This window comes from Howardella ureilytica, assembly GCF_054657495.1.
In genome coordinates, this window is the sequence record NZ_BAAHYP010000001.1 from 203,979 (window position 1) to 227,974 (window position 23,996).

At 39.0% G+C, this 23,996-nt stretch carries 18 protein-coding genes; 1 reads left to right on the forward strand and 17 read right to left on the reverse strand.

All coding sequences use genetic code 11. From position 1 onward, the window contains the following. Positions 1-11: 11 nt before the first annotated feature. Both secA and hpf read right to left on the reverse strand, forming a co-directional pair. Complete coding sequence (gene secA / locus ACYQ1N_RS00985) at positions 12-2,522, reverse strand: preprotein translocase subunit SecA (RefSeq protein WP_459831646.1); 2,511 nt, start codon at positions 2,520-2,522, stop codon at positions 12-14. Positions 2,523-2,714: 192 nt separating this feature from the next. Continuing rightward, positions 2,715-3,251, reverse strand: a complete 537-nt coding sequence (hpf, locus tag ACYQ1N_RS00990) for a ribosome hibernation-promoting factor, HPF/YfiA family (protein ID WP_459831648.1) — start codon at positions 3,249-3,251, stop codon at positions 2,715-2,717. Positions 3,252-3,850: 599 nt separating this feature from the next. On the opposite strand from hpf, the gene ymfI reads away from it, so the two are divergent. Continuing rightward, positions 3,851-4,594 carry an elongation factor P 5-aminopentanone reductase gene (gene ymfI, locus ACYQ1N_RS00995; RefSeq protein WP_459831650.1) on the forward strand — a complete coding sequence of 248 codons (744 nt, stop codon included), beginning with the start codon at positions 3,851-3,853 and terminating at the stop codon, positions 4,592-4,594. A gap of 187 nt (positions 4,595-4,781) precedes the next feature. Here the strand turns inward: ymfI and ACYQ1N_RS01000 are convergent, their stop codons facing one another. The 15 genes from ACYQ1N_RS01000 to ACYQ1N_RS01070 form a co-directional block, all read right to left on the reverse strand. Continuing rightward, positions 4,782-6,008 (reverse strand): cation diffusion facilitator family transporter, encoded by a 1,227-nt coding sequence (locus ACYQ1N_RS01000; RefSeq protein ID WP_459831652.1) that lies wholly within the window; start codon positions 6,006-6,008, stop codon positions 4,782-4,784. A 172-nt stretch (positions 6,009-6,180) separates the two neighbouring features. Further along, positions 6,181-8,829, reverse strand: coding sequence for a heavy metal translocating P-type ATPase (locus tag ACYQ1N_RS01005; protein ID WP_459831654.1), 2,649 nt, complete (start codon positions 8,827-8,829; stop codon positions 6,181-6,183). A 233-nt stretch (positions 8,830-9,062) separates the two neighbouring features. After that, complete coding sequence (gene rpmA / locus ACYQ1N_RS01010; RefSeq protein ID WP_177955768.1) at positions 9,063-9,350, reverse strand: 50S ribosomal protein L27; 288 nt, start codon at positions 9,348-9,350, stop codon at positions 9,063-9,065. A gap of 24 nt (positions 9,351-9,374) precedes the next feature. Then, on the reverse strand, positions 9,375-9,683 hold the full coding sequence (rplU, locus tag ACYQ1N_RS01015; protein ID WP_459831657.1) for a 50S ribosomal protein L21: 309 nt from the start codon (positions 9,681-9,683) through the stop codon (positions 9,375-9,377). Positions 9,684-9,833: 150 nt separating this feature from the next. Continuing rightward, positions 9,834-10,796 (reverse strand): TIGR03943 family putative permease subunit, encoded by a 963-nt coding sequence (locus ACYQ1N_RS01020; RefSeq protein ID WP_459831659.1) that lies wholly within the window; start codon positions 10,794-10,796, stop codon positions 9,834-9,836. Between the two features lie 217 nt (positions 10,797-11,013). Continuing rightward, positions 11,014-12,201 carry a CobW family GTP-binding protein gene (locus ACYQ1N_RS01025; RefSeq protein WP_459831662.1) on the reverse strand — a complete coding sequence of 396 codons (1,188 nt, stop codon included), beginning with the start codon at positions 12,199-12,201 and terminating at the stop codon, positions 11,014-11,016. Positions 12,202-12,386: 185 nt separating this feature from the next. After that, a complete protein-coding gene (locus ACYQ1N_RS01030) occupies positions 12,387-13,778 on the reverse strand; it encodes a 3-phosphoshikimate 1-carboxyvinyltransferase (RefSeq protein WP_459831664.1) in 1,392 nt (463 codons plus the stop codon). 9 nt (positions 13,779-13,787) lie between these two features. Further along, positions 13,788-15,161: a citrate/2-methylcitrate synthase gene (locus tag ACYQ1N_RS01035; RefSeq protein ID WP_459831757.1), complete on the reverse strand. Its 1,374-nt coding sequence runs from the start codon at positions 15,159-15,161 to the stop codon at positions 13,788-13,790. 237 nt (positions 15,162-15,398) lie between these two features. Beyond that, positions 15,399-16,277, reverse strand: a complete 879-nt coding sequence (whiA, locus tag ACYQ1N_RS01040) for a DNA-binding protein WhiA (protein ID WP_459831666.1) — start codon at positions 16,275-16,277, stop codon at positions 15,399-15,401. After that, on the reverse strand, positions 16,277-17,239 hold the full coding sequence (gene murB, locus ACYQ1N_RS01045; protein ID WP_459831668.1) for a UDP-N-acetylmuramate dehydrogenase: 963 nt from the start codon (positions 17,237-17,239) through the stop codon (positions 16,277-16,279). Before murB ends, whiA begins: the two co-directional genes overlap by 1 nt. A gap of 9 nt (positions 17,240-17,248) precedes the next feature. Next, the gene (gene hprK / locus ACYQ1N_RS01050) at positions 17,249-18,241 is read right to left on the reverse strand and encodes an HPr(Ser) kinase/phosphatase (protein WP_459831670.1); all 993 of its coding nucleotides are present in this window, start codon (positions 18,239-18,241) and stop codon (positions 17,249-17,251) included. 66 nt (positions 18,242-18,307) lie between these two features. After that, positions 18,308-19,096, reverse strand: a complete 789-nt coding sequence (locus ACYQ1N_RS01055; RefSeq protein ID WP_459831673.1) for a CvpA family protein — start codon at positions 19,094-19,096, stop codon at positions 18,308-18,310. Between the two features lie 149 nt (positions 19,097-19,245). Next, the gene (locus ACYQ1N_RS01060; protein ID WP_459831676.1) at positions 19,246-20,442 is read right to left on the reverse strand and encodes a DUF5711 family protein; all 1,197 of its coding nucleotides are present in this window, start codon (positions 20,440-20,442) and stop codon (positions 19,246-19,248) included. A gap of 11 nt (positions 20,443-20,453) precedes the next feature. Beyond that, positions 20,454-21,539 (reverse strand): hypothetical protein, encoded by a 1,086-nt coding sequence (locus tag ACYQ1N_RS01065; protein ID WP_459831678.1) that lies wholly within the window; start codon positions 21,537-21,539, stop codon positions 20,454-20,456. Between the two features lie 110 nt (positions 21,540-21,649). Continuing rightward, positions 21,650-23,929, reverse strand: coding sequence for a hydratase (locus ACYQ1N_RS01070; RefSeq protein WP_459831681.1), 2,280 nt, complete (start codon positions 23,927-23,929; stop codon positions 21,650-21,652). Positions 23,930-23,996 lie beyond the last annotated feature (67 nt).

The window sequence follows — 23,996 nt, forward strand, 5'->3', positions numbered from 1 at the left end:
GTATTTTTCTCTTATACCAATTCTTTTTCTTTGTTAACTCTTACCGGAGTATGACCCGATACCGTGTTTTCTTTTCTTGCAGCAGCCATTTTGTTTGCTTCGTTCAATTCAACTTCCTTTTTAGGTCTCACTGAAGAAATAATATGGACTACTTCAATCTGGATTTCCTTAAGCATATCGTCAAATATGTCATAGCCTATGTTTTTGTATTCTACTACCGGATCTCTTTGTGCAAATGCCTGGAGTCCGATTCCCTGCTTTAACTGATCCATGTCATCAATATGCTGATTCCATTTATCATCTATCGCTCTGAGAATAATAACTCTTTCGATATCCTTAAACTGTTCCTCATTTTCAAATTCCGCAGCCTTGGACTCATATGTCTTAATTGCCTCATCGAACAATTTCTTTTTAAGTTTATCCTTTGTATCGATATCTGCTGAATATGCAATTCTATCCAACGGAATAATAGGAAGTAAATGCTCATTTAATAATGTATAGTCCCAATCAGCCGCTGCCTGTTTGTCTTTTATGATGTTGTCGATGTAATAATCAATAGTTGTCTTATACATTTCAACAACAGAATCGTGCATATCCTCTCCGTCCAATACTCTGTTCCTGTCATTATATATGATTTCTCTCTGTTCATTCATAACGGAATCATACTTAAGGAGGTTGCTTCTTATACCGTAGTTATTGGTCTCAATCTTTTTCTGAGCTCTTTCTATGGCATTGGTAAGCATTTTGTGATCCAATTCCATATTTTCATCAACGCCCAATGCATTAAAAATCTTCATTAATCTGTCCTGACCGAACAGTCTCATAAGATCATCCTCAAGAGAAATATAAAATCTTGATTCTCCCGGATCTCCCTGTCTGCCGGAACGTCCTCTGAGCTGATTGTCTATTCGCCTTGATTCATGACGCTCGGTTCCGATAATTTTAAGGCCTCCCGCAGCTCTGGCTTCATCATCAAGCTTAATATCGGTACCTCGTCCCGCCATATTTGTAGCGATGGTAACTGCTCCGTGCTTACCCGCTTCGGCCACTATCTGTGCTTCCAATTCGTGATACTTCGCATTGAGGACATTATGCTTAATACCTCTCGCTTCCAGAAGTTTATGGAGGTATTCGGAAGTTTCGATGGAAATTGTACCTACAAGTACCGGCTGTCCCTTACTGTGGGATTCAACAATGGAATTAATCACTGCGTTGAATTTGCCCCTCTTTGTTTTGTATACGGCATCATTTAAATCAACTCTGAGAATAGGTTTATTGGTAGGTATCTCAACAATGTCCATCTGATACGTTTCTTTAAATTCCTTATCCTCAGTCATTGCCGTACCGGTCATTCCCGATTTCTTGTCATACTTATTAAAGAAGTTCTGGAATGTTATTGTTGCAAGCGTCTTGCTCTCTCTTTTGATTTCAACATGTTCCTTCGCTTCTATAGCCTGGTGCAGTCCGTCCGAGTAACGTCTTCCCGGCATAATACGACCTGTAAATTCATCAACGATAAGAACTTCTCCGTCCTTAACCACATAATCCTTATCTCTTGTCATAAGACTGTGAGCTCTGAGCGCAAGTGTTACATTGTGCTGAAGTTCGAGATTTTCCACATCGGCGTAATTATCTATATGGAAGAATTGTTCCACCTTGCGGACACCTTCTTCTGTAAGATTAACGATTTTATTCTTTTCATCAACTACGTAATCTCCGTCTTCCTCTTCCACTTCCTGCATTATGGCTTTGATTTTTGTCATTTCACCCTTGAATTCTCCTCTTTCAAGTCTTCTGACAAGAACATCACAGAGTTCATACAGCTTTGTTGATTTACCGCTCTGTCCCGAAATAATAAGAGGTGTTCTCGCTTCATCTATGAGAATTGAATCCACCTCGTCAATAATGGCATACTTTAAGCCTCTGAGTACCTGCTGCTCCTTATACATGGCCATGTTGTCACGGAGGTAGTCAAAGCCTAACTCGTTGTTTGTTACATATGTAATATCACAGTTGTACTGATCCCTTCTTTGCTTATCCTTCATATCGTGAAGGATAACACCTACGGACAGTCCTAAAAAGTTGTGTATTTGCCCCATTTCCGTCGCATCTCTGTTGGCAAGGTAATCATTAACCGTTACTATATGAACTCCTTCCCCTTTAAGTGCATTGAGATATGAAGGGAGAGTGGCAACCAATGTCTTGCCTTCTCCCGTTTTCATTTCGGCAATACGACCCTGGTGAAGCACAATTCCTCCGATAAGCTGCACCTCGTAATGTTCCATTCCGAGAACACGCTTAGATGCTTCTCTTACAACCGCATATGCCTCCGGAAGAATATCGTCTAATGTTTCTCCCTCTTTTAATCTCTTTTTAAATTCATCCGTCTTCGCTCTTAAAGCGTCATTCGAAAGCTTACTGTACTCATCTCTGTAACTCTCGATTTTTCTAACTGTCGGCATTATCTTTTTTAATTCTTTTGTGCTGTATGATGATACGCCGTGTTCACGAATATTTGCCATTTAAAATCAGTCTCCCTTGAGTATTACGTATAATTAAAATAACTTTTTTAGTATAAGTTACACTTATTGCATTTTATTATAAATAAAAATTATAACATTGCATTTATCGTAAATCAAGAAAGGGACAACCTGAGATGTGATAAAACATTCTCCCGTCGTCCCCGTTTAAAATATATTTATATTATATCGCAATCAGTCGAGCTCCGGCTCAATAAGTCCGTAAGCACCGTCTCTTCTCTTATATACAACGTTTACTTCGTTAGTATCTGAGTTAAGGAATACATAAAATTCGTGTCCGAGAAGCTCCATCTGTACACAGGCTTCTTCAGGATCCATAGGCTTGATTCCGAACTTCTTTGCCCTGATGATCTTTACTTCTTCATCATCAAATGTTTCTGCATCCTGATCGATGTATGCAGGCGCAAAATCAGCTGCGTTACGTTTTTTGTCAATAAGTCTGTTCTTATACTTCTTTAACTGGCGCTCGATAACTTCCTCAACAAGATCGATTGAAACATACATATCATTACTTTCCTGCTCGCTTCTTATGATATGTCCCTTTACCGGTATTGTAACCTCAATCTTCTGCTGTTCTTTCTGAACACTGAGTGTTACATGAACCTCTGTTTCGGAAGCAAAGAATTTGTCAAGCTTTCCGAGCTTCTCCTCAACAGCTTCCCTAAGCCCGTCTGTTACGACCATATTTCTTCCTGTAATGATGAAACGCATAATACCATCCCCTTAATTTATATTTGTGGCAGATACTCGTTTATATAAGTATGGTCCGCTCAAAAACATAAAATATCCTGAACAAAGATACATGACTTATAACAACGATTTTCTTATTAGGTATTATACCAAATTCAATGTAATTTTCTCAATGCAAATATACTGATTTATAAATTATATTTTTGTCAATATGTAATGTGAGCATGAATTTTTGTTTATTGTATTATGTTCCAAATTTTTACATATATTTTAATCATCAATTACACACATTTTTCACACACAAAAAATGTGAATAGTGTGAATAACTTTGTGAATAACCTAAATTATGCACATTTTGAATGTGAATAATTGTGAATAATTCCACATAATATACACATTTTTTATTAATTATATATGAGTTGAATAGTTGTTTTGTGCAATCTGCACAATAATATCTATGTATAAAATTTAGTACATTATACAGTGTCTACTGTTGAATTTTCTCATTTTCGTTTTATTTTGCCCAAAATCGTTATATGTAGTATTATATACACTACACAACACTATATATGGGCATTGTGTATAAAAAGTGTGAATATTGTTTTTTTAGGAGAAAATATATGACATATATACCCAATGACAATTTTGTCATTATAACCGGAGCTTCACGCGGAATCGGTGCCGCAATAGCATATGAATGTATCGACAGAAACATAAATACAGCCGTTTCATGCGTACATAATTATCATTTGTTAGAAGAAATGAGAGAATACGCCTCTGAAAAGGGCGTTAAATGCTTTATTTATCAGGGAAATATGGGGAATTTTTCGGATGCTCACGAATTTATCAGCAAGGCAATAAGAGAGTTGGGTACTCCCTTTGCGATTGTAAATAATGCGGGAATTTCTAAAATAGGTCTTCTCCAGGATACTACGCCTGAAGATTGGAATGAAATAGTTACTTCAAATCTTACTTCCGTATATAATTGTTCACATTCCGTTATTCCCTCAATGTTACATAATCACAACGGACGAATTATAAACATATCTTCCATATGGGGAAATATCGGTGCAAGCACGGAAGTTGCATACTCCGCCACAAAAGGCGGTGTAAACGCACTTACAAAGGCGCTTGCAAAGGAGCTCGCTCCAAGCAATATTTCCGTAAATGCCGTTGCATGCGGAATAGTTGACACGGACATGAATAAATGTTTTACAAAAGAAGATATAGAAGCCATATGCGATGAAATTCCCGCAGGCAGAATGTGTACACCGAAAGAAGTTGCCGAAGTAGTACTTCATATTATAGATTCTCCTCCTTATCTTACAGGGCAGATAATCACCGTCGACGGCGGTTGGTCATAATATGCGAAACTTTTCGGCACGTCACTTCCTTTGTGTTATTTAAATATAAAAACACGGTATGATCTAAATCCGATAAAAATGTCTGTCATTATATTTTATATAATCCGACAGCTTTTCTTTATATTCGAATTCAAATCATACCGTGTTTTATTTAATTGTATTTCCCATGCCCGTATATTTAAAGAGCTCATATTCGCTCATATAACCTGTCAATATGTATGTCCACACCCACATCGGGCTCGGTTCTGTGTATTTCCGATTTAATATAATCTCTCAATTTATCGGCAGAACCCGTAAAGTTGTCCGGAACCGCCAGGTCAAATGAAATTTCTTCTTTATCTCCGAAATGATGAATGTGAAAATCATGCATGGAATAGTACATCGGCTTTTCTTTATCCTTATGTGTTGAATTGGATATATCAGCCAAATTATAAACATTAATATGTCCCAGAATGTGAGCCGTAAGTTTATACAGTTCTTTATATCTTTCATCCGACATATCTATCGGGTCTGTATGTATAGTTATGTCGCATTTAAGACATCCCTGCACCCTGCGTTCAGCCTCGTCTATTATTTCATGAGCTTCCATAAGTGAATATTCTGAGCTTATCTCAGCATGGAGAGTTACATAAACTCTTCCCTCTCCGTAGTTATGTATTATAAGGTCATGAACTCTTAATATTCTTTTATCTTTTAATACTTCTTTCTTTATCATGGACGACAATTCTTCAGGCACCTTTTCCCCGAGAAGAGGATGAACTGTCTCTCTTACCGCATTGATACCCGTTATTAGAATAAATACCGCTACTGCGGCACTTGCATATCCGTCGATGTTTATTCCCGTCAGCATATATAAAACCGTTGAACCGAGTACAACTCCGGTAGCTATACAATCCGAAAAACTGTCTGCGGCGGAAGCTCTCAGTGCACTTGAATTAATTTTCTTCGCCGTTGATGAATAAAAAGACCCCATAATCAGCTTAAGAACTATGGAACCTGCCAGAATAAAAAATGTAACCGGAGTGAAGTCCAGCTCATCAGGCGCAATTATCTTCTCAACGGAAGTTCTTATGAGTTCCACACCGACCATTATTATTACGATGGAAACGGTTATTCCTGCTATATACTCTATTCTTCCGTGTCCGAACGGATGATCCGCATCAGCCCTCTTCTTGGATAATTTGAATCCGAAAAGGGTTACAAGGCTTGAACATATATCGGAAATGTTATTAACTCCGTCTGAAATAATGGAAAACGAACCCGTGATTATGCCGACGATAACCTTAAAAACCGCCAAAATAATATTACATATTATTCCGAATATCCCGGCTACCATTCCGTATGATGCACGAACCGAAGGATCATTTACATTTTTATAATTTTTTACAAATGTCTTTATAATTATATTATCCATGCTTCAGGCCTCTTATTTACATGATACTGTTTTTTTTCATTCCTGTTATCATAGTATAGTTAGCAAAGGGTTGGCAATATAAAATAAAGTCGGGTTTATATGTGAATTCGATTTTACATAACACTGTTTCCACATATAAACCTGACTTTAATCTGTTAATTATACTGTTGTTTTATCTGATTTCAACAACTTCGTAACCCGCATCCTCAACTGCGGCTTTTATTGCTTCATCGGTTACGTTTCCCGTTACGACTCCTGTCTTTGCTTCTAAGTCAACCTCAGCTCCGGTTGCTCCGTCAATTCCTTCAAGTGCTTTTGTAACGGCTTTCTTGCAATGTTCACACATCATTCCTTCAATAACAACTGTTTTCATAATTTCACTCTCCCTTTCCGTGCTGTCTTTTTCGATTTTTTCAACATTATTTGCTTTGTCGGCATTACCCGATTCCCGTTTTTTCGGATTGTCGTATTCGTTTTCATAATTTTGACTGTCAGGCATATCCGAATTCGTGTCTTTATTTAATCTTACGGGTTTAAACAACTTTAATCTGAGCGCGTTGGTAACTACAAATACGCTGCTGAATCCCATTGCCAAAGCACCGTACATCGGCTGAAGTGTAATACCGAATGCAGGATAAAATACACCGGCTGCAATAGGAATACATATCGCATTATAGAAGAAAGCCCAGAACAGATTCTCTTTGATATTTCTTATGGTGGCACGACTGAGCTTAACCGCCGTTACCGCATCCAAAAGATCGTTTCGTATGATTACCGCATCGGCGCTTTCAATGGCAATATCGGTTCCCGCACCTATAGCTATACCTAAATCGGCACTTACAAGAGCCGGAGCGTCATTTACTCCGTCTCCGACCATGGCAACCTTTCTTCCCGATTGCTGAAGTTTTCTGACTTCTCTTTCCTTATCCTGAGGAAGCACTTCTGCAATTACCGTATCAATCCCTATACTTTCGGCGATTGCTTTGGCTGTTTTTTCATTATCGCCCGTAAGCATTACAGGTTTTACACCTAATTTTTTGAATTCGGCAATTGCCGCAATACTTGTTGCTCTCGGTTCGTCTCTGAGAGCTATTATACCTATAATCCGTCCGTCGCGGGCAAATAAAAGAGGGGTTTTTCCTTCATTTGCAAACTCATCCAATTTGGATCTTACATGTGCCTCTTCATTTTCATTCACCAATCCCAGTGTCTTCATATATGAAATGTTGCCGGAATATACTTTATTACCGCCTATAACGCCTTCAACGCCCTGTCCGAATACTGCGTTGAAATCGTCGGTAATTCCGAGTTCGATCTTTTCGTCTTCAGCCTTTTTTACAATAGCCCTTGCAAGAGGGTGTTCACTTGAATGTTCAAGAGTAGCCGCCGTCTTAAGCAGATCGCCGCCGGTTATGTTGCCAAACGGATAGATATCCGTCACCTTAGGCACGCCTTCGGTTATTGTTCCTGTCTTATCCAGAAGAATGGTATCGATTCCCTTTGCGGCTTCAAATGCTTCTCCGGATTTTATAAGTATACCGTTTTCCGCTCCCTTTCCCGTACCTACCATGATGGCTACCGGGGTTGCAAGTCCCATTGCGCAAGGACATGATATTACAAGAACCGTAATTGCGGTTGAAAGCGCCATTTGGAAGTCTCCGCTTGCAATCATCCATGTAATAAATACTCCTGCCGCAACAGCCATTACAATCGGAACAAATACGCCCGCAACTTTATCGGCCAGTTTTGCAATAGGTGCTTTTGATGAGCTCGCTTCCTCCACAACCTTAATTATCTGATTAATGGTTGAATCTTCACCTACCTTTAGAGCCTTTACCTGAATTACTCCGGACATATTTATGGTAGCTGAAACTACGCTGTCTCCCACACTCTTTTCAACAGGTATACTCTCTCCCGTTATATTTGCTTCATTTATATATGAACCTCCGGAAATTATCTCTCCGTCAACCGGAACGGCTTCTCCCGGTCTTACAATGACAATGTCTCCGACTGCAAGTTCTTCTACTCCTATTTCAGATTCCTTTCCGTTTCTTATAACATTGGCTTTTTTAGGAGCAAGATCCATCATTTTTTCAACTGCTTCGCTTGTCTTTCCCTTTGAAACGGCTTCAAAAAATTTACCGAGAGTAACAAGAGTAAGAATCATTGCTGCCGATTCGAAATCTATCCCCATCATCAAATGATGAAGTACTTCATGATCTCCCGTCGGAGCCGCCGCGGCCATTCGATATATTGTATATACACTGTACACTAATGCCGCTCCGGTTCCCAGCGCAACAAGGGTATCCATGTTGGGTGCGCCGTGGAATAATGTCTTAAAGCCCTTTGAAAAAAACGATCTGTTTACGTATATTATCGGCAAAGTTAATAACATCTGCGTAAATGCATTAACCAGCGCCATTTTATGATCCACAAACACATCATACAAAAATCCCGGCATAGGAAACATACCATGTGTTCCCATTGCGATATAAACAAGAGGAGATGCAAAAATAACAGATATAATAAGTCTTAATTTTATACTGTCTTTTGTTTTTTTATTCTTTTCTTTAAGGGATTCCTTTTTATCCGCGGACTTTACGCCGGAATTTTGAGGAACGGCTCCGTATCCTTCGCGAACCACTCCGTTAACAATATCCTCTGCCGACGTAACATTTTCATCATAGGAAACCTCCATGCTGTTGGTAAGTAAATTGACACTGACTTCGCTTACCCCTTCAAGTTTGCGGACGGCCTTGTCAACTCTTGACGAACAGGCTGAACATGTCATCCCCGTAACATCAAATTTTTCTTTTTTCATAATATATCACCGCCTTATCATCCTGATAAATTCGTTATAACATATCGGCAATATCATGTATAACACCCTTGCGGGGATAAAATACCGGTAATCTTTTGTTTATTATGATATATTATAATGTAACTCAACGAATTACAATGCTTTTTTTGTATACTTTTTAACTTTTATGTTTATCAAAAATAAAAGTGCGAAGAGCATGAGCTCTCCGCACTTTACGAATTATATTAAAATAATTAAGCTTCAGCTACAGGATAAACCGAAACCTGCTTCTTATCTCTGCCCTTACGCTCGAACTTAACCTTTCCGTCAACGAGTGCAAAAAGTGTATCATCCTTACCGCGGCCTACGTTAACGCCCGGTAAAATCTTTGTTCCGCGCTGCTTGTAAAGAATGTTGCCTGCAAGTACAAACTGTCCGTCTGCTCTCTTGGCACCGAGTCTTTTTGATTCTGAATCACGACCGTTCTTTGTAGAACCAACACCCTTTTTATGAGCAAATAATTGAAGGTTTAAAAATAACATATCAATGCCTCCTATTCTGAGTGATTATGCGTTAATCTTCTCAATCTTAACTCTTGTAAATGGCTGTCTGTGGCCATTCTTTCTTGTATAACCCTTTTTTGCCTTGTACTTGCAAACGATAATCTTCTTACCTCTGCCTTCCTTAACAACTGTTGCACTTACGGATGCTCCGGCTACAGTAGGGTTACCAATCTTGGCATTCTCACCGCCAACGAAAAGTACTTCGTCAAATGTAACTGCCTGACCGGCCTCTACTCCGAGCTTTTCGATAACGATTTCGTCACCTTCCTTAACAGTGTACTGCTTTCCACCTGTTGCAATAATTGCGTACATATATAACCTCCCAATGAGTTATTCGCTAAGACCGGAGAGTATCCCTATGATACTGCTTCTGTCCGCTCTTATGCGGCATACCGTAATATAATATAAGAAAAAATATATCTTGTCAATTTAATATTTTGCACCGTAATTAATAAACATACGTCAGATTCCCACAACTTCTATTTTTGGTTTTTCCGATGTTTCAATCGTTTTTGCTATAAGCACGGGGCCCATGCCGTTGTATTCGTCTCTGTTTTCGTAGGTAATCTCAGCGGTTATAATAACCCATTCCCTGTCTGCGGGATAAGACTTATCTGTAATTACATCCGTCTTTTTAACGATATATCCGACCAGGGCAATATCATCCTCACAGCATGTCATTACCTGTCTGCTTGCTACAAATTCATTTTCCTTCAGCTCCGGATCCCTCAACGCCTGAGCTTTGAATCGTACAACTTTACCCTCATACGCCCTTGGTCTGTCCCTGCAATCAATAAACCATACTCCGAAATCATTGTCATTAATCTCAATAACATCCGCTTCCATATCGTAAGGGACTGTATCATTTGTTCCCGAAATAATATTTCCGGACTTATCCTCAAAAATAATATCAACGGCCGGATTAAGTGCTTTCATGCTTCTTTTGAAGGATCCGAGATCCATTTCTTCATTGCATCTGTTAAATACCACCGATTCGGCGCTCTTAACAGACTCTGCCATAATAGACTTCATGTTCTTCCACTGATTTTGGAATGTTTCGGCATTCATGATTGTGATTGACTGATAAACCTGCCAACCGTGAGGCATATCAAGGTCTCTGAACTTCTTTGGATCAGCCATTCCGTTAAACTCGACTATTACGAGCCAAGGATCGTATTGCCTGTCCAGTTCGGACATTTTTTCGGATGTCATTTCAGAAGTGCTCAGACTTACAAAATCTATATCATGCTCATCCAGCAATTCTTTACTGTATTCAACTTCTCCTTCTTCAAACGTTATAAGAAGTTTCTTTTTCGCGGCATCAAACTGCCCTCCGGAAATTATTTCCTGAATAAATGTTGTTTTTCCGCTTTCAAGCTGCCCGTTTATAAAAAATATCGGAATCAAATATTCTTCATTACTCATTTTTTCACCTGCTGACAATATAATATGCTGTTCAATATAATGATTACAGTGTCAAATCCGCCGCCATAAATAAATGAGCGGCAGAATGTACTTATGACACTCATATCATATAATAGATCCATTAATAATTTTATAATTTATTATATTAATACAAAGGGGCCGTCTTAAAATAAACAACCCCTTTGCATAATAAATCGGTATCAATAATTTTCAAAAATTATAATTTAAATAATTCTTTTAATTTATCTTCGTTTAATTCGGTTCCTATAACGCAGATTCTTCCTATTGTATCAGGTGTTGTATCATTTATTTCGAACTCACCCGGTACAAGGTCGAAGTTATGCCAATTGCCCTCACTGTCAGAGAGAATTCCCTTTGCTCTGAGCACGGTACCCACTCCCGAATCGTCAAAGTTTTCAAGAATAGAAGTTAATTCTTCCACGCTGTATGTTTTAGGTGTTGTAATTCCCCAGTTTGTAAATACATCGTCAGCGTGATGGTGATGATCATGATCATGATCGTGGCCGCATCCGCATGATTCTCCGTGCTCGTGGTCATGTCCGTGCTCATGGTCGTGCTCATGGTCATGTTCATGGTTGTGATCGTGGTCATGCTCATGATCGTGTCCATGCTCATGATCGTGTCCATGCTCATGATCGTGTCCATGCTCATGATCGTGTCCGCATCCGCATGATTCTCCGTGTTCATGTTCCTCATCTTCGGCATGAAAATGGTATTGTCCGTCACCGTGATCGTGATAATGACGACCCGGATGCTTTAATTCATCAATCAAAACATCAATAAGGTCTGATCTGTTTTCTATTGAATTAAGAATTTGAACTCCCGTCAACTGATCCCATGGCGTTGTGATAATGTTACATCTTTCGTTAAGCCCCGTAACAATTTCCGCAGCATCCATAATCTTTGATTCGTCCGTATTTTGTGTACGGCTCAAAATAACCGTTCCGGCGGTTTTTACCTGATCATCAAAAAATTCACCGAAATTCTTTGAATACATCTTAGCTTTGCCCGCATCAACTATAGTTGTTGTACTGTTAATTACAACGTCGTCAATATCAGCTTCTTTAACCGCACTTATAACATCCGAAAGCTTTCCTACACCTGAAGGTTCTATAATAACCCTGTCAGGATGATATTCTTCCACAACCTGCTTAAGAGCAGTCTTAAAATCACCCACAAGTGAACAGCAGATACATCCTGAGTTCATTTCATGAACTTCAATACCTGCCTCGTCAAAAAGTTTTCCGTCTATTCCTATTTCTCCGAATTCATTTTCGACAAGAACCACTTTCTCGTCTCCGAATGCTTTATCCGTCAAAAGTTTTTTTATGAGCGTCGTTTTGCCTGCGCCCAAAAATCCCGATATAATATCAATTTTCGTCATATCTCTGTTCTCCTTAATAATATCAGCCAAAGAGCTGCATTAATAGTAATTAAGTCATGTTTGATTTTTCATTATAGTTAGTCTTTGCTAAATTGTACATATAGGAATTATAAATTCTTTATTATATTTATGACTGATATTTTTAAATCAGAAAGAATGATGTCGGACTGCAACATCCCTGATTCTTAATAAAGTTCATTTAACTTGTCCCAATAATTCCCGAATGTTTTACCTGTACATTCCGGATTATCTATTTCAATTCCGTCCGTAAGTAATCCGGGCAAAGAAAAAGCCATTGCCATTCTGTGATCTTCATAAGTCTCTATTTTACAAGCTTTAGGATTTCCCGGCTTAACCGTTATTCCTCCATCAAGTTCATCGGCACTGATTCCCATTCTTCTCAATTCGGTGACCATTCCGTTTATTCTGTCCGATTCCTGACCTCTTATATGTTCTATGCCTGTTATTTCCACGTCTGAATCGGCAAACGGAGCAATCGCCGCAAGTGTCATTGATTGATCTGAGAAGTCCCGCATATTGACTCTTATCCCCTTCAATTTGTGATTCGGTCCTTCAAGAACAATTCCGTCATGTTGTTCTTCTGTTTTGCATCCCATATTTTCCAGAACTTCAATAAATTTTATGTCACCCTGAAGTGAATTTTTGTGAACGCCTTTTACTTTAACTCTGCTTCCGGTTACTGCCGCAGCGGCGTAAAAATAACTTGCCGATGATATATCCGGTTCTATCTCATATTCATCTCTGCTGTAGAACTTTCCGATATCTATGATATATTTTACAAATCCCGTATCATTATCATGCTCACATTCTACGGAGACTCCGAATTCTTCCATCATCCTTCTTGTCATAAGTACATATGAACCAAGCCCTCTTTTACCCGTAACATTTAAAACAACTTTTTTCATCACTTTATTGGCATATACGGGAGCTATCATAAGCAATGCACTTAAAAACTGTGTGCTCATATCAGACGGAACGTCTATAACAACCTCTTCTTCCTTTTCTTCCGAAGACAGGGACAGCAATTCACTTAAATCCTTATCATATTCGCTTTCAACGGTTACGTCTCCGTAAACGGATTCGGCCAGAGTTGCTCCCATTATTTTAACCGGCAAATGCTCTCTGCTCCTCAAATATGTAATCTTCGCCTTTAATTTGCACAAAATATCAAATAACGGCTTCATCGGACGTTTCGCCATTTGTTCCGAACAGTTAACGGTATAAATACAATCCGATAATCCCAAAAATGCAGTCAGAAATCTGGCAGCCGTCCCTGCACTTCCGACATCTATACTTCCTATACTTATCGGTATATTACCGCCCTGTCCCGTAACTTCAATGTCTCCGTTATCAGATATTTCAACATTAAATCCCATGGATCTTAAAGAACTGATAAAATGTATAGTATCGTCACTGTATAAAGCTCCCTTTAGCTTACATTTGCCGCCTGTCATACAAGCCAAAAGAAGCGCCCGGTTCGTAATACTTTTCGAGCCGGGCACTTCTATAACTCTGTCAAACGGCTTATGCAGTTTTACTACTTTGTAAACTGACATAAGACCTCCTTATTCGTATATAGACACTCTTTTTTCAATATCCACATATTCCCTGTGTTCACCGACATATTTGTAAGCAGGTCTGATAATCTTACCTGTGTTTACAATCTGTTCGAGACGATGAGCGCTCCATCCGGATATACGCGCAATGGCAAATATAGGAGTAAACATCTCTTCCGGAATTCCAAGCATTGAATATACAAATCCACTGTAAAAGTCTACATTTGCACATACAGGCTTAAACATGTGATGTCTTGCCTTAATAAGGTCGGGAGACTCATTCTCTATAAGTTCATATAAGGCAAACTCTTTCTCTCTTCCTTTTTCCACCGAAAGTTTCTTGGCAAATTCTTTTAATATAACCTTTCTCGGATCTGAAAGTGTATATACCGCATGTCCCATACCATAAATGAGACCCGCCCCGTCAAACGCCTGCTTATCAAGTATCTTACCCAAATATGCCTTCACTTCTTCCGTATCTTCCCAATCGGAAACATTTTTCTTAATGTTGTCAAACATGTGATGAACCTGAAGGTTGGCACCTCCGTGTCTGAAACCTTTTAAGGAAGCTATTGCGGCCGCTATTGCCGAATATGTATCTGTTCCCGAAGATGTAACGACGCGGTTTGTAAATGTTGAGTTGTTTCCGCCGCCGTGCTCCGCATGAGTAACAAGGCAAATATCAAGAACCTCTGCTTCAAGAGGTGAAAATTCACCGTCTTCACGGAGCATATAAAGAATGTTCTCCGCTATAGAATAATCTTTTCTCGGATTTTTTATCATAAGAGTTCCGTCTTTTTTAAAGTGCATATATGACTGATATGCATAACATGAAATAAGAGGAAGTTTTCCGATTAACTGAAGTGATTGTCTGAGGACGTTCTCGGCTGATGTATTATCCGGATCTTCATCGTAGGAATAAAGAGTAAGGACACTCTTCATGAGAGAATTCATCAGATTGGTGCTTGTCGCCTTCATGATAACGTCACGGACAAAAGAACCTGAAAGTTCACTTAAATCGTGTAGAACCTTAATAAAACTTGCAAGCTGATTTTTGGTAGGCAGGTCTCCGAACAAAAGAAGATATGTTATCTCCTCAAATCTGAATCTGTGACCTTCAAACTTTTTTACTATATCCCCTATCTCATAACCCTGATAATACAAATGTCCGTCTACCGGGATCTTTTTTCCGTTAACATTCTCTGTGCCGCTTACATCCGATATCTCAGTGAGACCGGTAAGCACGCCTTCTCCGTTGCTGTCTCTCAATCCTCTTTTTACGTCGTACTCAATATACAGATTAGGATTTATTTTATTTGTATCAAGACATTCCTGAAGCAATTTTTGAAATAACTCCTTATTATCCGGTGTAATTTGCATCATCTCTTCGTTATTCAATTGTAATTACCTCCTTGGAACAAATTTTATAGAATAATAAAATAAATGCTTATTTCAAATAATATGATTTTATTTTATCAAAAATATCACATTTGTTCTACTGGAATTTTAGTTTATTAAGTATAATATGCCGTGCACAAACATATATATCGTTTTCCGCTTAATAAAATTAAGCATATAATTTATTATCTTAAGCGGTCACCTAATAATATTAAGTTATGCCTACTTGTTATTTCTGTATTCATCGGCAAGTTTTGATATTGATTTTAATCGATGATTAACTCCGGATCTTCCGATTGGAGGATTATGCAGCAGCCCCAAATCATTTAAGCTTGCATCCGGGTTCTCAAGTCTTAACAGAGCCGTCTCAAGAAGCGAAGCCGGAAGTGTATCCAGCCCGGCAGTATCTCTTATGATTTCAATATCTGAAATCTGCTTCATCGCCGCGGCAACGGTTTTATTGAGGTTTGCCGTCTCACAATTAACCTTTCTGTTTATGTCATTTCTTACGCTTTTCAATATCATTGCATTGTAAAATTCCATTTGAGATAACGGGGCTCCAAGAATATTAAGCACATCCGCTATTTCGGAGCTGTCCTTCAGATATACCACATAGTGGCTTTTTCTCTCGATAAGCTTTGAGTCTATTTCAAACGAAAATAATATATCTTTTATTATCCCGGCAAACTTTTTTGACGGGGAAGAAATTTCAAAGTGATAAGCGCCTTCCGGGGTATTTACGGAACCGTTGCACAAAAATGCTCCGCGCAAAAAAGCTTTCTTGCAGCATGTCGATTTAAACAGCATCACGGGTATATCACGAATATCCGAATCTGTCTTCAGTCCCTCCCTGATTACGGCATGTTCATTTCCCGATATTAATATGGGAGATGTATTGACGGTTTCAATGTTATACAGTTCCCTGATGAGTTTAGCCATAATATCAATTACCATATCATTGTCGGAACTTATTTTTAAAATATCTCCGTCCGTTTCTCCCGTACAGGCCGTCATTGCGGCTAGTTGAGCCCGTTTGCAATCCTGTGACGTTTCATCCGTAACAGCCTCTAATTCTTTTTTTACTTTTTTGGAAAACGACATTAAAATCCCAACCTTTTCACTTCTGTTTCCAACCTGATATTATTTCGTTTAAATACTTCTTCCTGTGCATGAGTAATGACATTAATAACATCCTCCGCCGTCGCATCTCCCGTATTTATGACAAAGCCGGCATGCTTAACCGATATTTGCGCTCCTCCGGACTTATATCCTCTAAGTCCCGCTTCGTCTATTAACTGACCGGCAAAATGCCCCTCCGGTCTTTTAAACGTACTTCCGGCGCTTGGATATTCCAACGGCTGTTTCCCCGTTCTTCTCTGTGTGTAATCAGAAATTCGCTCCTTTATCTCTTCACTGTTGCCCTTTTTCATTTTTAATACAACGCTTGAGATAATATATCCGTTTTTTTCTATATTGCTTGTCCTGTATCCGAGTTCCAGTTCTTCAGCATTTAACCGTAAAATATTGCCTTCTTTTGTTATTACCCTTGCATATAATAATACGTCCGATATATTCCCTCCGTATGCTCCCGCATTCATTACCACTGCGCCGCCTACGGTTCCGGGGATGCCTCCGAGACATTCAAATCCTTCAAGAGACTTCTCCGCCATAAATTTACCAATCTTCAACATTCTTGTACCTGCAAGAGCCTTTACGTATACGTATTCGTCTTTATCCGAACACTTCGTTTCAAGCTCATCCGCATCAAGAAGTTCAATATCGGAGTAACCGTCAAGAAGTTCGATTATAACCCCGTCATATCCGTTATCCGACACGAGAAGATTACTTCCGTTGCCTATAATATAATAATCAACGTTGTTGTCTCTTAAAAGTCGGATTATTTCCACAATCTCGTCTTCCGATGATATTTGCACAAGAATTTTCGCGTTGCCGCCTATTTTAAATGTTGTATGTTCACTCATCGGCTCATCAGTCAAAACTCTGTCTTTACCGACAATAGCAGTGAGCTTTTCCGCCGTAATAAGTTTTAATTCATCAGTCATATTAACCTCTTAGTCCATTTTCTCCCAGTTATCAAAATTATCGACAACATCGTCGTCTTCCATATCTTTTTCCATTTGCTGCTTTGTAATTTTTTCGTACAATCTCTGAGCTGTGTTATATCCCATCTGTTCCTGTCTGTGATTCACCGCGGCAGTTTCAACAATAACGGCGATATTTCTTCCGGGTCTTACGGGAAGATTGTAAGTTACAACTTTATTCCCGAGATATTCATTATATTCTCTGTTGAGTCCCATTCTTTCATATGTTTTCTTCTCATCCCACTCTTCAAGATGAACTTCCATATCTATTTGCTGTGTATCCTTTACACTTTCCACACCGAAAATTTCTTTTACGTCTATAATTCCTATTCCTCTGAGCTCAATAAGATGTTTGGTTATTTCCGGGGATTTACCGACAAGTGTTTCGTCGCTCACTTTTTTTATAATTACCGCGTCGTCCGTTACAAGTCTGTGCCCTCTTACAATAAGTTCCAGAGCAGCTTCACTTTTTCCTATTCCGCTTTCTCCGGTTATAAGAACGCCTTCTCCGTTTACATCAACCAAAACTCCGTGAATTGTAATTGAAGGCGCCAGTCTTACTTTTAACCATCTTATGATTTCGGCAATAAACGCCGATGTGGATCCGGCAAACTGCATTAACGGAACTCCCATTTCCGATGCAAACTCAATTATTTCTTCGTCGGGAAGTATATTTCTGCAAAATACTATACCCGGCACCTTATGTTCTATGATACTTTCAAATCTGCTTATTCTGTCTTCTTTGGAAAGGCAGTTGTAATACGCTCTTTCCACTCTTCCTATTACCTGCATTCTTTCATTATCGAAACCGTCAAAGAAGCCCGTAAGCTGCAGAGCCGGTCTGTTAACCTCAGGAACCGTAAGGTATTTTTTTGATAAGTCTATATCAGGCGTCAGATTCGTCAGCTTCATTTTTTCAGCTACAACCGACAATTTAATTCTTTTTTCTTCACTGTCTCCCATTGCAATATCCTTTCCGGGTCAACGCATCTGTTGCGAAACATTAACAGAATTCAATACACTCATCTGTTATGCGAATCCCAAAAGCTTCATTATGAGGTTGTTATTGTATATAAATGTCAAAAATCCATTACTGTTTATATATCCGAAACAACTTATTCCGAAAGGTGTTCCCGCAAATAATGTCAAAATCGTAAATCCAAGCCATACTATAATCAATCCTTCAAATACACCTATGGCAAATCCGCCTATTCTGTTAAGCAGTGATATACCGGGTAATCTTGAAAAGACATTTAATATCCTGTAAATAATCCAGAATATTATTTCCAATATTATAAACAATATAATAAATATAATAACAACGAATACAATCCATGAAATCTTATGTGAAAATGTATGTAACACGATGCTTTTAACGGTTTCACCCGCCTTAATGTTGTCACTTACATCTTTTGACGTAACCTTCAGATTATTCTTAACCAGTGAAGGCAACAGGTAACCGTCAATATTGGCATTCAATCCGCTTGCAATCAAAGGCGATTCAGACTTTAATACGGGGACGAATTCTTCGCTTACCGTCATTTCGGGATCGATATTCAATGCCGCAAATGATGAGTCCGCTTTATTGTTAACTGCTTTATTGTCTTTAACAACATTATATACAAGTCCGTCCACACCGTTATACATTCCCGTATTATCTTTCACGGCATTTGCTACGGGAACTGTTATTAATCCTGCGATAACAATGCAGGCAATAAGTGTTATTATCGAAAATAATATTTTAAACAATCCCTTAAGAGCTCCTTTTAACCCCAGAAGCCCCAATATAATTATTACAACGATGAGTATTGGGTTCATAATCCCTCCTTAACCGGTAATTGACTTAATGTCATTTAAAATTAAATACATTTTAATTCAGTATGAATAAATATGCACCGTTAATTAATAAAACAAACACAGTGACGGGAATGATATAATCCGGCACTGTGTCTGTTTGATAATGCACTTTAAGTCAATTTGATTTGAGAAATAAATCTGTCATCCACAAGATAATATTTCCCTCTTCTACCGGTAGAAATAAAGGCTGTAACCGTTCCGTCAATGGTTTGTTTTGTTATAAACTTTCCGCTGAGGTTCATAATCGCAAAATTCGAACCTCCGTACATAAGAACGGTATTCCCGTCAAAATTATATGTGTCGTAATTGGTTTCGTAATTTACATCTGATAATTTTCCGCCGTTAGAATTAAATATCTTTATGTTATACGGATTTTCTTCATTTCCGGTCTCAGATACTATACCTACATTTCCGGAACTGTAAAACACATCTTTTATCTTGGAATCTAAAGCTATTTTCTCTCCTGCCGAAGGCGTGGTTCCGACAGTATAATATCTGAGCGAATTCTCCGATACAGCTATGGCCGTATCATTTGACAAAAATGCAACATGACCTACAAGCTTTCCGTCAAAGTCATTATATCCGCCGACTACCCTGGTATCCTTATTGCCGGCATCTCCGCTGAAGTTATAAAATACCAGGTTTGAAACAACCGTGGAATCATTGGTCTTTGCATATGCAACAATAAGTTTTGCAGAGTCGTTTGAAATTGCAATATCAACAGGGTATCCGTCCCCTGTTATATTTGTTCTTATGGAATATATGAGCGAAGAATCTCCTCCGTACATATTTATATAGTTGTCGGCATCGGATTGCATTACAACTCCGGCTATACCGCTGCCTGCGGCTTCAACTTTTAAAATATTATATTCTGTGTTTATGCGCCCGACTTCTCCGTTTTCATTCAGCATTACAACGGTGTTGCCACCGACATCTCCGATAACAAGATTGTTGTCCTTTTGACTGATTGCCGGATTTTGCATTGAATAAGATACATTCCATTGCTGAACTCCGGCACCGCTTACAAACGCAGCGCCTGATGAACCGTATCTTATATAACCGTTGTTATATGGGACAAACTTAGTATTGGTATCACTTTCTCTGCTCCATGATTGTTCTGTTTTATATGATCCGTATGTCATGTTAAATATTGTAAAAAAAGTTATAAGCGCTACGGCTGCCGCAACAATAATTATAAAAATTATTCTCAGCTTTCTGTTTTTCCTGCGTTTATTTCTTTTTTTCCTGACCATCTCAAGATCGTCAATCTGATTTCGGTCCGCGTCAGACACATTTTTAGTAGTCATATAGAGTCCCCTTAAATATTGTTATATACATCTATTGCGCCGCCTATGGTTTTGGCATCACCGTTTCTCATAATCTGCTCTAACCTTTTTAATTGCGGTATTGTAACAAAGTCCTGACCTAAATATGCCTCGTAATTGGAAGAAATGAATGCTCTCCTGGTTTTCAGTTCTGATGCAATATTATCGGCTTCAGCCCTTTTCTTCTTTATGTCTTCAAGAAGAGTTTCTATTGCGGGTTTTCTGACTTCTTCTATGTTCTTTATAATGTCCGGCTTTACATTCTTTTCAAAGTCTTCCAGCGCCGCCGCTCTTTCTGCTTCGGTATTTCTTATGGAAGCGGAAACTGCATCTATCTCATCGTCAAATTCTCCGAGATTATACATGGTTTCGCTTGTATCTGACTTAATGCCTTTTTTTATTTTATTAATGATACCCTTGTTATAATTTATCTCGTCGGTAATTTTACGTCCTTTTTTTATTACATCATAGTGCTTGAGCAATGTCGCATTTCTGATAATTCTGAAAACGGTTACGCCCAATATGGCTGTTATGCTTTCGTAAGTGACTATTCCCCATGTCTGTATGGATGTAAACAATACAAGAATGTAAGGCAATACGGCAAATATTCCGATCATTATTGCAAAAAATAAAATGTAATCCGTAAAGCTCTGCGGATAAATAAATGCGTAAAACAATTTATTTGAGCAGAACGGAGGAACTTTATCAGCTTTAAACATTTCTTTTCTTTTTCTGATAAGTTCGTCGTTTGATTTTTTTATATCAATTGTTTCGTCATATATTCTGTCTCGCATTCCTGCTTCTTTAGCTTTTTCTCTCTCAGCTTTTACACTTTTAAGCTTGGCTCTTTCATCTTTAATGGTTCTGTCATAGCCTTCGCATATTGCCTTTTCACCGCTTTGAACTTTACTGTTCACTTCATCTGCAAGTTCTTTTTTAAGCGCTTCGCTCTTCTTGACCATGGTGTCAATTTCATCAAGAATTTCTTCGTGTCTTCTGGCGCTAAGGGAGTAGGTATTAACATCAACAATAATATTTTCCAAAGTGTTTAAATCACCGTTTAATATGTTATTGGACATGATAACCTCCCTTTGTTATTTCCCCTCATTATATGTTTTTAATTTCTCATATTTGCAACAATAAGGGGTTATGCTTATGCGATAACCCCTTGTCCGTTTAAATATGGGAATTAGTGATTTTTATAATAGTTGATCAGGCATCCGTCAAGAATGATCTGTCTTTCATCTTCCGTTAATCTGCCTGTTTCAAGCTCAAATTCTTTCATGTCTTTATTTACAACATACGCCTTAATCTTTTCACCGCCGTTTGCAATCATATCTCTTATTCCCGGAATAAAGATATAATCGCCGTTTTCAAACGGAAGATCTCCTTCTTTTATTATGAAAGGAACCATTCCCCAGTTAATAAGATTAGAACGGTATCTCTTGGTTGCATAATCATTTGCGATATTGGCCCATCCGCCTAATACCTTTTGGCACGAAGCCGCCTGTTCTCTGGCCGATCCGTCCCCGGGCTTAACGGCAAATATGGTGCTTCCTATACCCGTATTATGCTTATTATTGCCGAACTTTTCCTTGCATGCGTGCATAATAGGTTTGATTTCAGGGAACGCAGTACCTACACATTCACCGTTTTCTCTTGCTTTCTCCGCAATCTGCACGGCCTTAGCCTTTCCGACATACTCCGGATCCTTTCTCGAAAGAGCAAATTCCGCAAGAGCTAAAGGATTAGAACGATATGATGACGTCTCACCCGAAGGAATAAGTTCATCGGTTGTTGTTACAGGATCGTGTATCTCTGAAACCACCTTGATAAGTAAATTCTCAGGAAGTTCAACCATCTCAGGCCAATCCTTTATATTCGGTCCGAATCTTAACTCAACGCTTGGATCCGCAACATTGTGACTGTCAAATATTCTGTTCTCATAAATCTTGCTGTCAAAATGATATGCAGGCTTTGTATATTGCACGTCAACCAACTCTGTGGCAGGTGTAAGTATACCTTTGTTTGCAGCCGTTGCGGCAATGGATCTTGCATCCATAAGAGCAACTGACGCAATTTGACCGTTCTGAGGCTTAGAGCCCTCACGGCTCGGAAAGTTTCTTGTGGTATGTCTGATGGAAAACGTATCATTGGCAGGAGTATCTCCCGCACCGAAACAAGGGCCGCAGAATGCTGTTTTTACAACAGCACCCGTCTCCATGAGATCAGCCATTCTTCCGTTTCTCAATAATTCCATATAGATAGGCGTACTTGAAGGATACACACTCAATGAAAACTCATCATCTCCGATTGACGCTCCTTTTAAGATATCTGCCGCATCGCAAATATTTTCATATCCGCCGCCTGCACATCCCGCAATGATTCCCTGATCCACCAAAAGTTTGCCGTCTTTAATCTTATTAACGAGATTAATTCTGCTTCCGCCGAGAATAGCTTCCGACTTAATCTCACAATCACGAAGAATATCTTCAAGATTGGCGTTCAACTCTTCTATTGTATATGTGTTACTTGGATGGAACGGAAGCGCTATCATTGGCTTAACCTTTGATAAGTCAACGGATACAACTCCGTCGTAATATGCAACGGCACCCGGATTAAGCTCTTTATATGCATCCGATCTTCCGTGAAGTTCAAGAAATTCCTTAGTCTTTTCGTCCGTTTTCCAAATCGATGAAAGACACGCTGTTTCGGTTGTCATTACATCAACACCGATACGATAATCCATGGATAAATTCTCTACACCCGGTCCGACAAACTCCATTACCTTATTCTTAACATAACCGTTGGCAAATACCTCACCTATAATGGCAAGGGCAATATCCTGAGGTCCAACCCCCGGCTGAGGAGCTCCGGTTAAATAAATCGCGATTACTCCCGGCATTTTAATGTCATATGTCCTGCTTAAAAGCTGTTTTACAAGTTCAGGGCCGCCCTCGCCCATAGCCATTGTTCCGAGTGCCCCGTATCTTGTATGTGAATCGGATCCGAGTATCATCTTACCGCACTCCGCGAGCATTTCTCTGGCATACTGATGTATAACTGCCTGATGAGGAGGAACGTAAACTCCGCCGTATTTCTTTGCCGCCGAAAGTCCGAAAAGATGATCGTCTTCGTTAATTGTTCCGCCGACTGCACAAAGTGAATTGTGGCAATTTGTAAGAACATAAGGAATCGGAAACTTTTCAAGTCCTGAAGCTCTTGCCGTCTGAATAATTCCCACAAATGTAATATCGTGAGACGTAAGCTTATCAAACTTGATTTTAAGTTCATCCATGTTTCCGGATGTGTTGTGTGATTCCAATATTCCGTAAGCAATAGTATTTTTCTTTGCTTCTTCTTTACCAACGGCACACTCACCGGCTATGCGAGCAGCATTGTCCGGTGTGTCGAATATCAGTTCATTGCCGTTTACTAAATATGCCCCTGTGTTACTTAACTCAACCATTTATTTCTCCTAAACAAATATAATCAATTAAAATCATATGAATATGATTTTGTCGATTCAAACGCTG

Excerpts from the sequence above, each read along its gene's own strand:
- secA (WP_459831646.1), bottom strand. The coding sequence starts at position 2,522 with ATGGCAAATATTCGTGAACACGGCGTATCATCATACAGCACAAAAGAA.
- hpf (WP_459831648.1), bottom strand. The coding sequence starts at position 3,251 with ATGCGTTTCATCATTACAGGAAGAAATATGGTCGTAACAGACGGGCTT.
- ymfI (WP_459831650.1), top strand. The coding sequence starts at position 3,851 with ATGACATATATACCCAATGACAATTTTGTCATTATAACCGGAGCTTCA.
- ACYQ1N_RS01000 (WP_459831652.1), bottom strand. The coding sequence starts at position 6,008 with ATGGATAATATAATTATAAAGACATTTGTAAAAAATTATAAAAATGTA.
- ACYQ1N_RS01005 (WP_459831654.1), bottom strand. The coding sequence starts at position 8,829 with ATGAAAAAAGAAAAATTTGATGTTACGGGGATGACATGTTCAGCCTGT.
- rpmA (WP_177955768.1), bottom strand. The coding sequence starts at position 9,350 with ATGTTATTTTTAAACCTTCAATTATTTGCTCATAAAAAGGGTGTTGGT.
- rplU (WP_459831657.1), bottom strand. The coding sequence starts at position 9,683 with ATGTACGCAATTATTGCAACAGGTGGAAAGCAGTACACTGTTAAGGAA.
- ACYQ1N_RS01020 (WP_459831659.1), bottom strand. The coding sequence starts at position 10,796 with ATGAGTAATGAAGAATATTTGATTCCGATATTTTTTATAAACGGGCAG.
- ACYQ1N_RS01025 (WP_459831662.1), bottom strand. The coding sequence starts at position 12,201 with ATGACGAAAATTGATATTATATCGGGATTTTTGGGCGCAGGCAAAACG.
- ACYQ1N_RS01030 (WP_459831664.1), bottom strand. The coding sequence starts at position 13,778 with ATGTCAGTTTACAAAGTAGTAAAACTGCATAAGCCGTTTGACAGAGTT.
- ACYQ1N_RS01035 (WP_459831757.1), bottom strand. The coding sequence starts at position 15,161 with ATGATGCAAATTACACCGGATAATAAGGAGTTATTTCAAAAATTGCTT.
- whiA (WP_459831666.1), bottom strand. The coding sequence starts at position 16,277 with ATGTCGTTTTCCAAAAAAGTAAAAAAAGAATTAGAGGCTGTTACGGAT.
- murB (WP_459831668.1), bottom strand. The coding sequence starts at position 17,239 with ATGACTGATGAATTAAAACTTATTACGGCGGAAAAGCTCACTGCTATT.
- hprK (WP_459831670.1), bottom strand. The coding sequence starts at position 18,241 with ATGGGAGACAGTGAAGAAAAAAGAATTAAATTGTCGGTTGTAGCTGAA.
- ACYQ1N_RS01055 (WP_459831673.1), bottom strand. The coding sequence starts at position 19,096 with ATGAACCCAATACTCATCGTTGTAATAATTATATTGGGGCTTCTGGGG.
- ACYQ1N_RS01060 (WP_459831676.1), bottom strand. The coding sequence starts at position 20,442 with ATGACTACTAAAAATGTGTCTGACGCGGACCGAAATCAGATTGACGAT.
- ACYQ1N_RS01065 (WP_459831678.1), bottom strand. The coding sequence starts at position 21,539 with ATGTCCAATAACATATTAAACGGTGATTTAAACACTTTGGAAAATATT.
- ACYQ1N_RS01070 (WP_459831681.1), bottom strand. The coding sequence starts at position 23,929 with ATGGTTGAGTTAAGTAACACAGGGGCATATTTAGTAAACGGCAATGAA.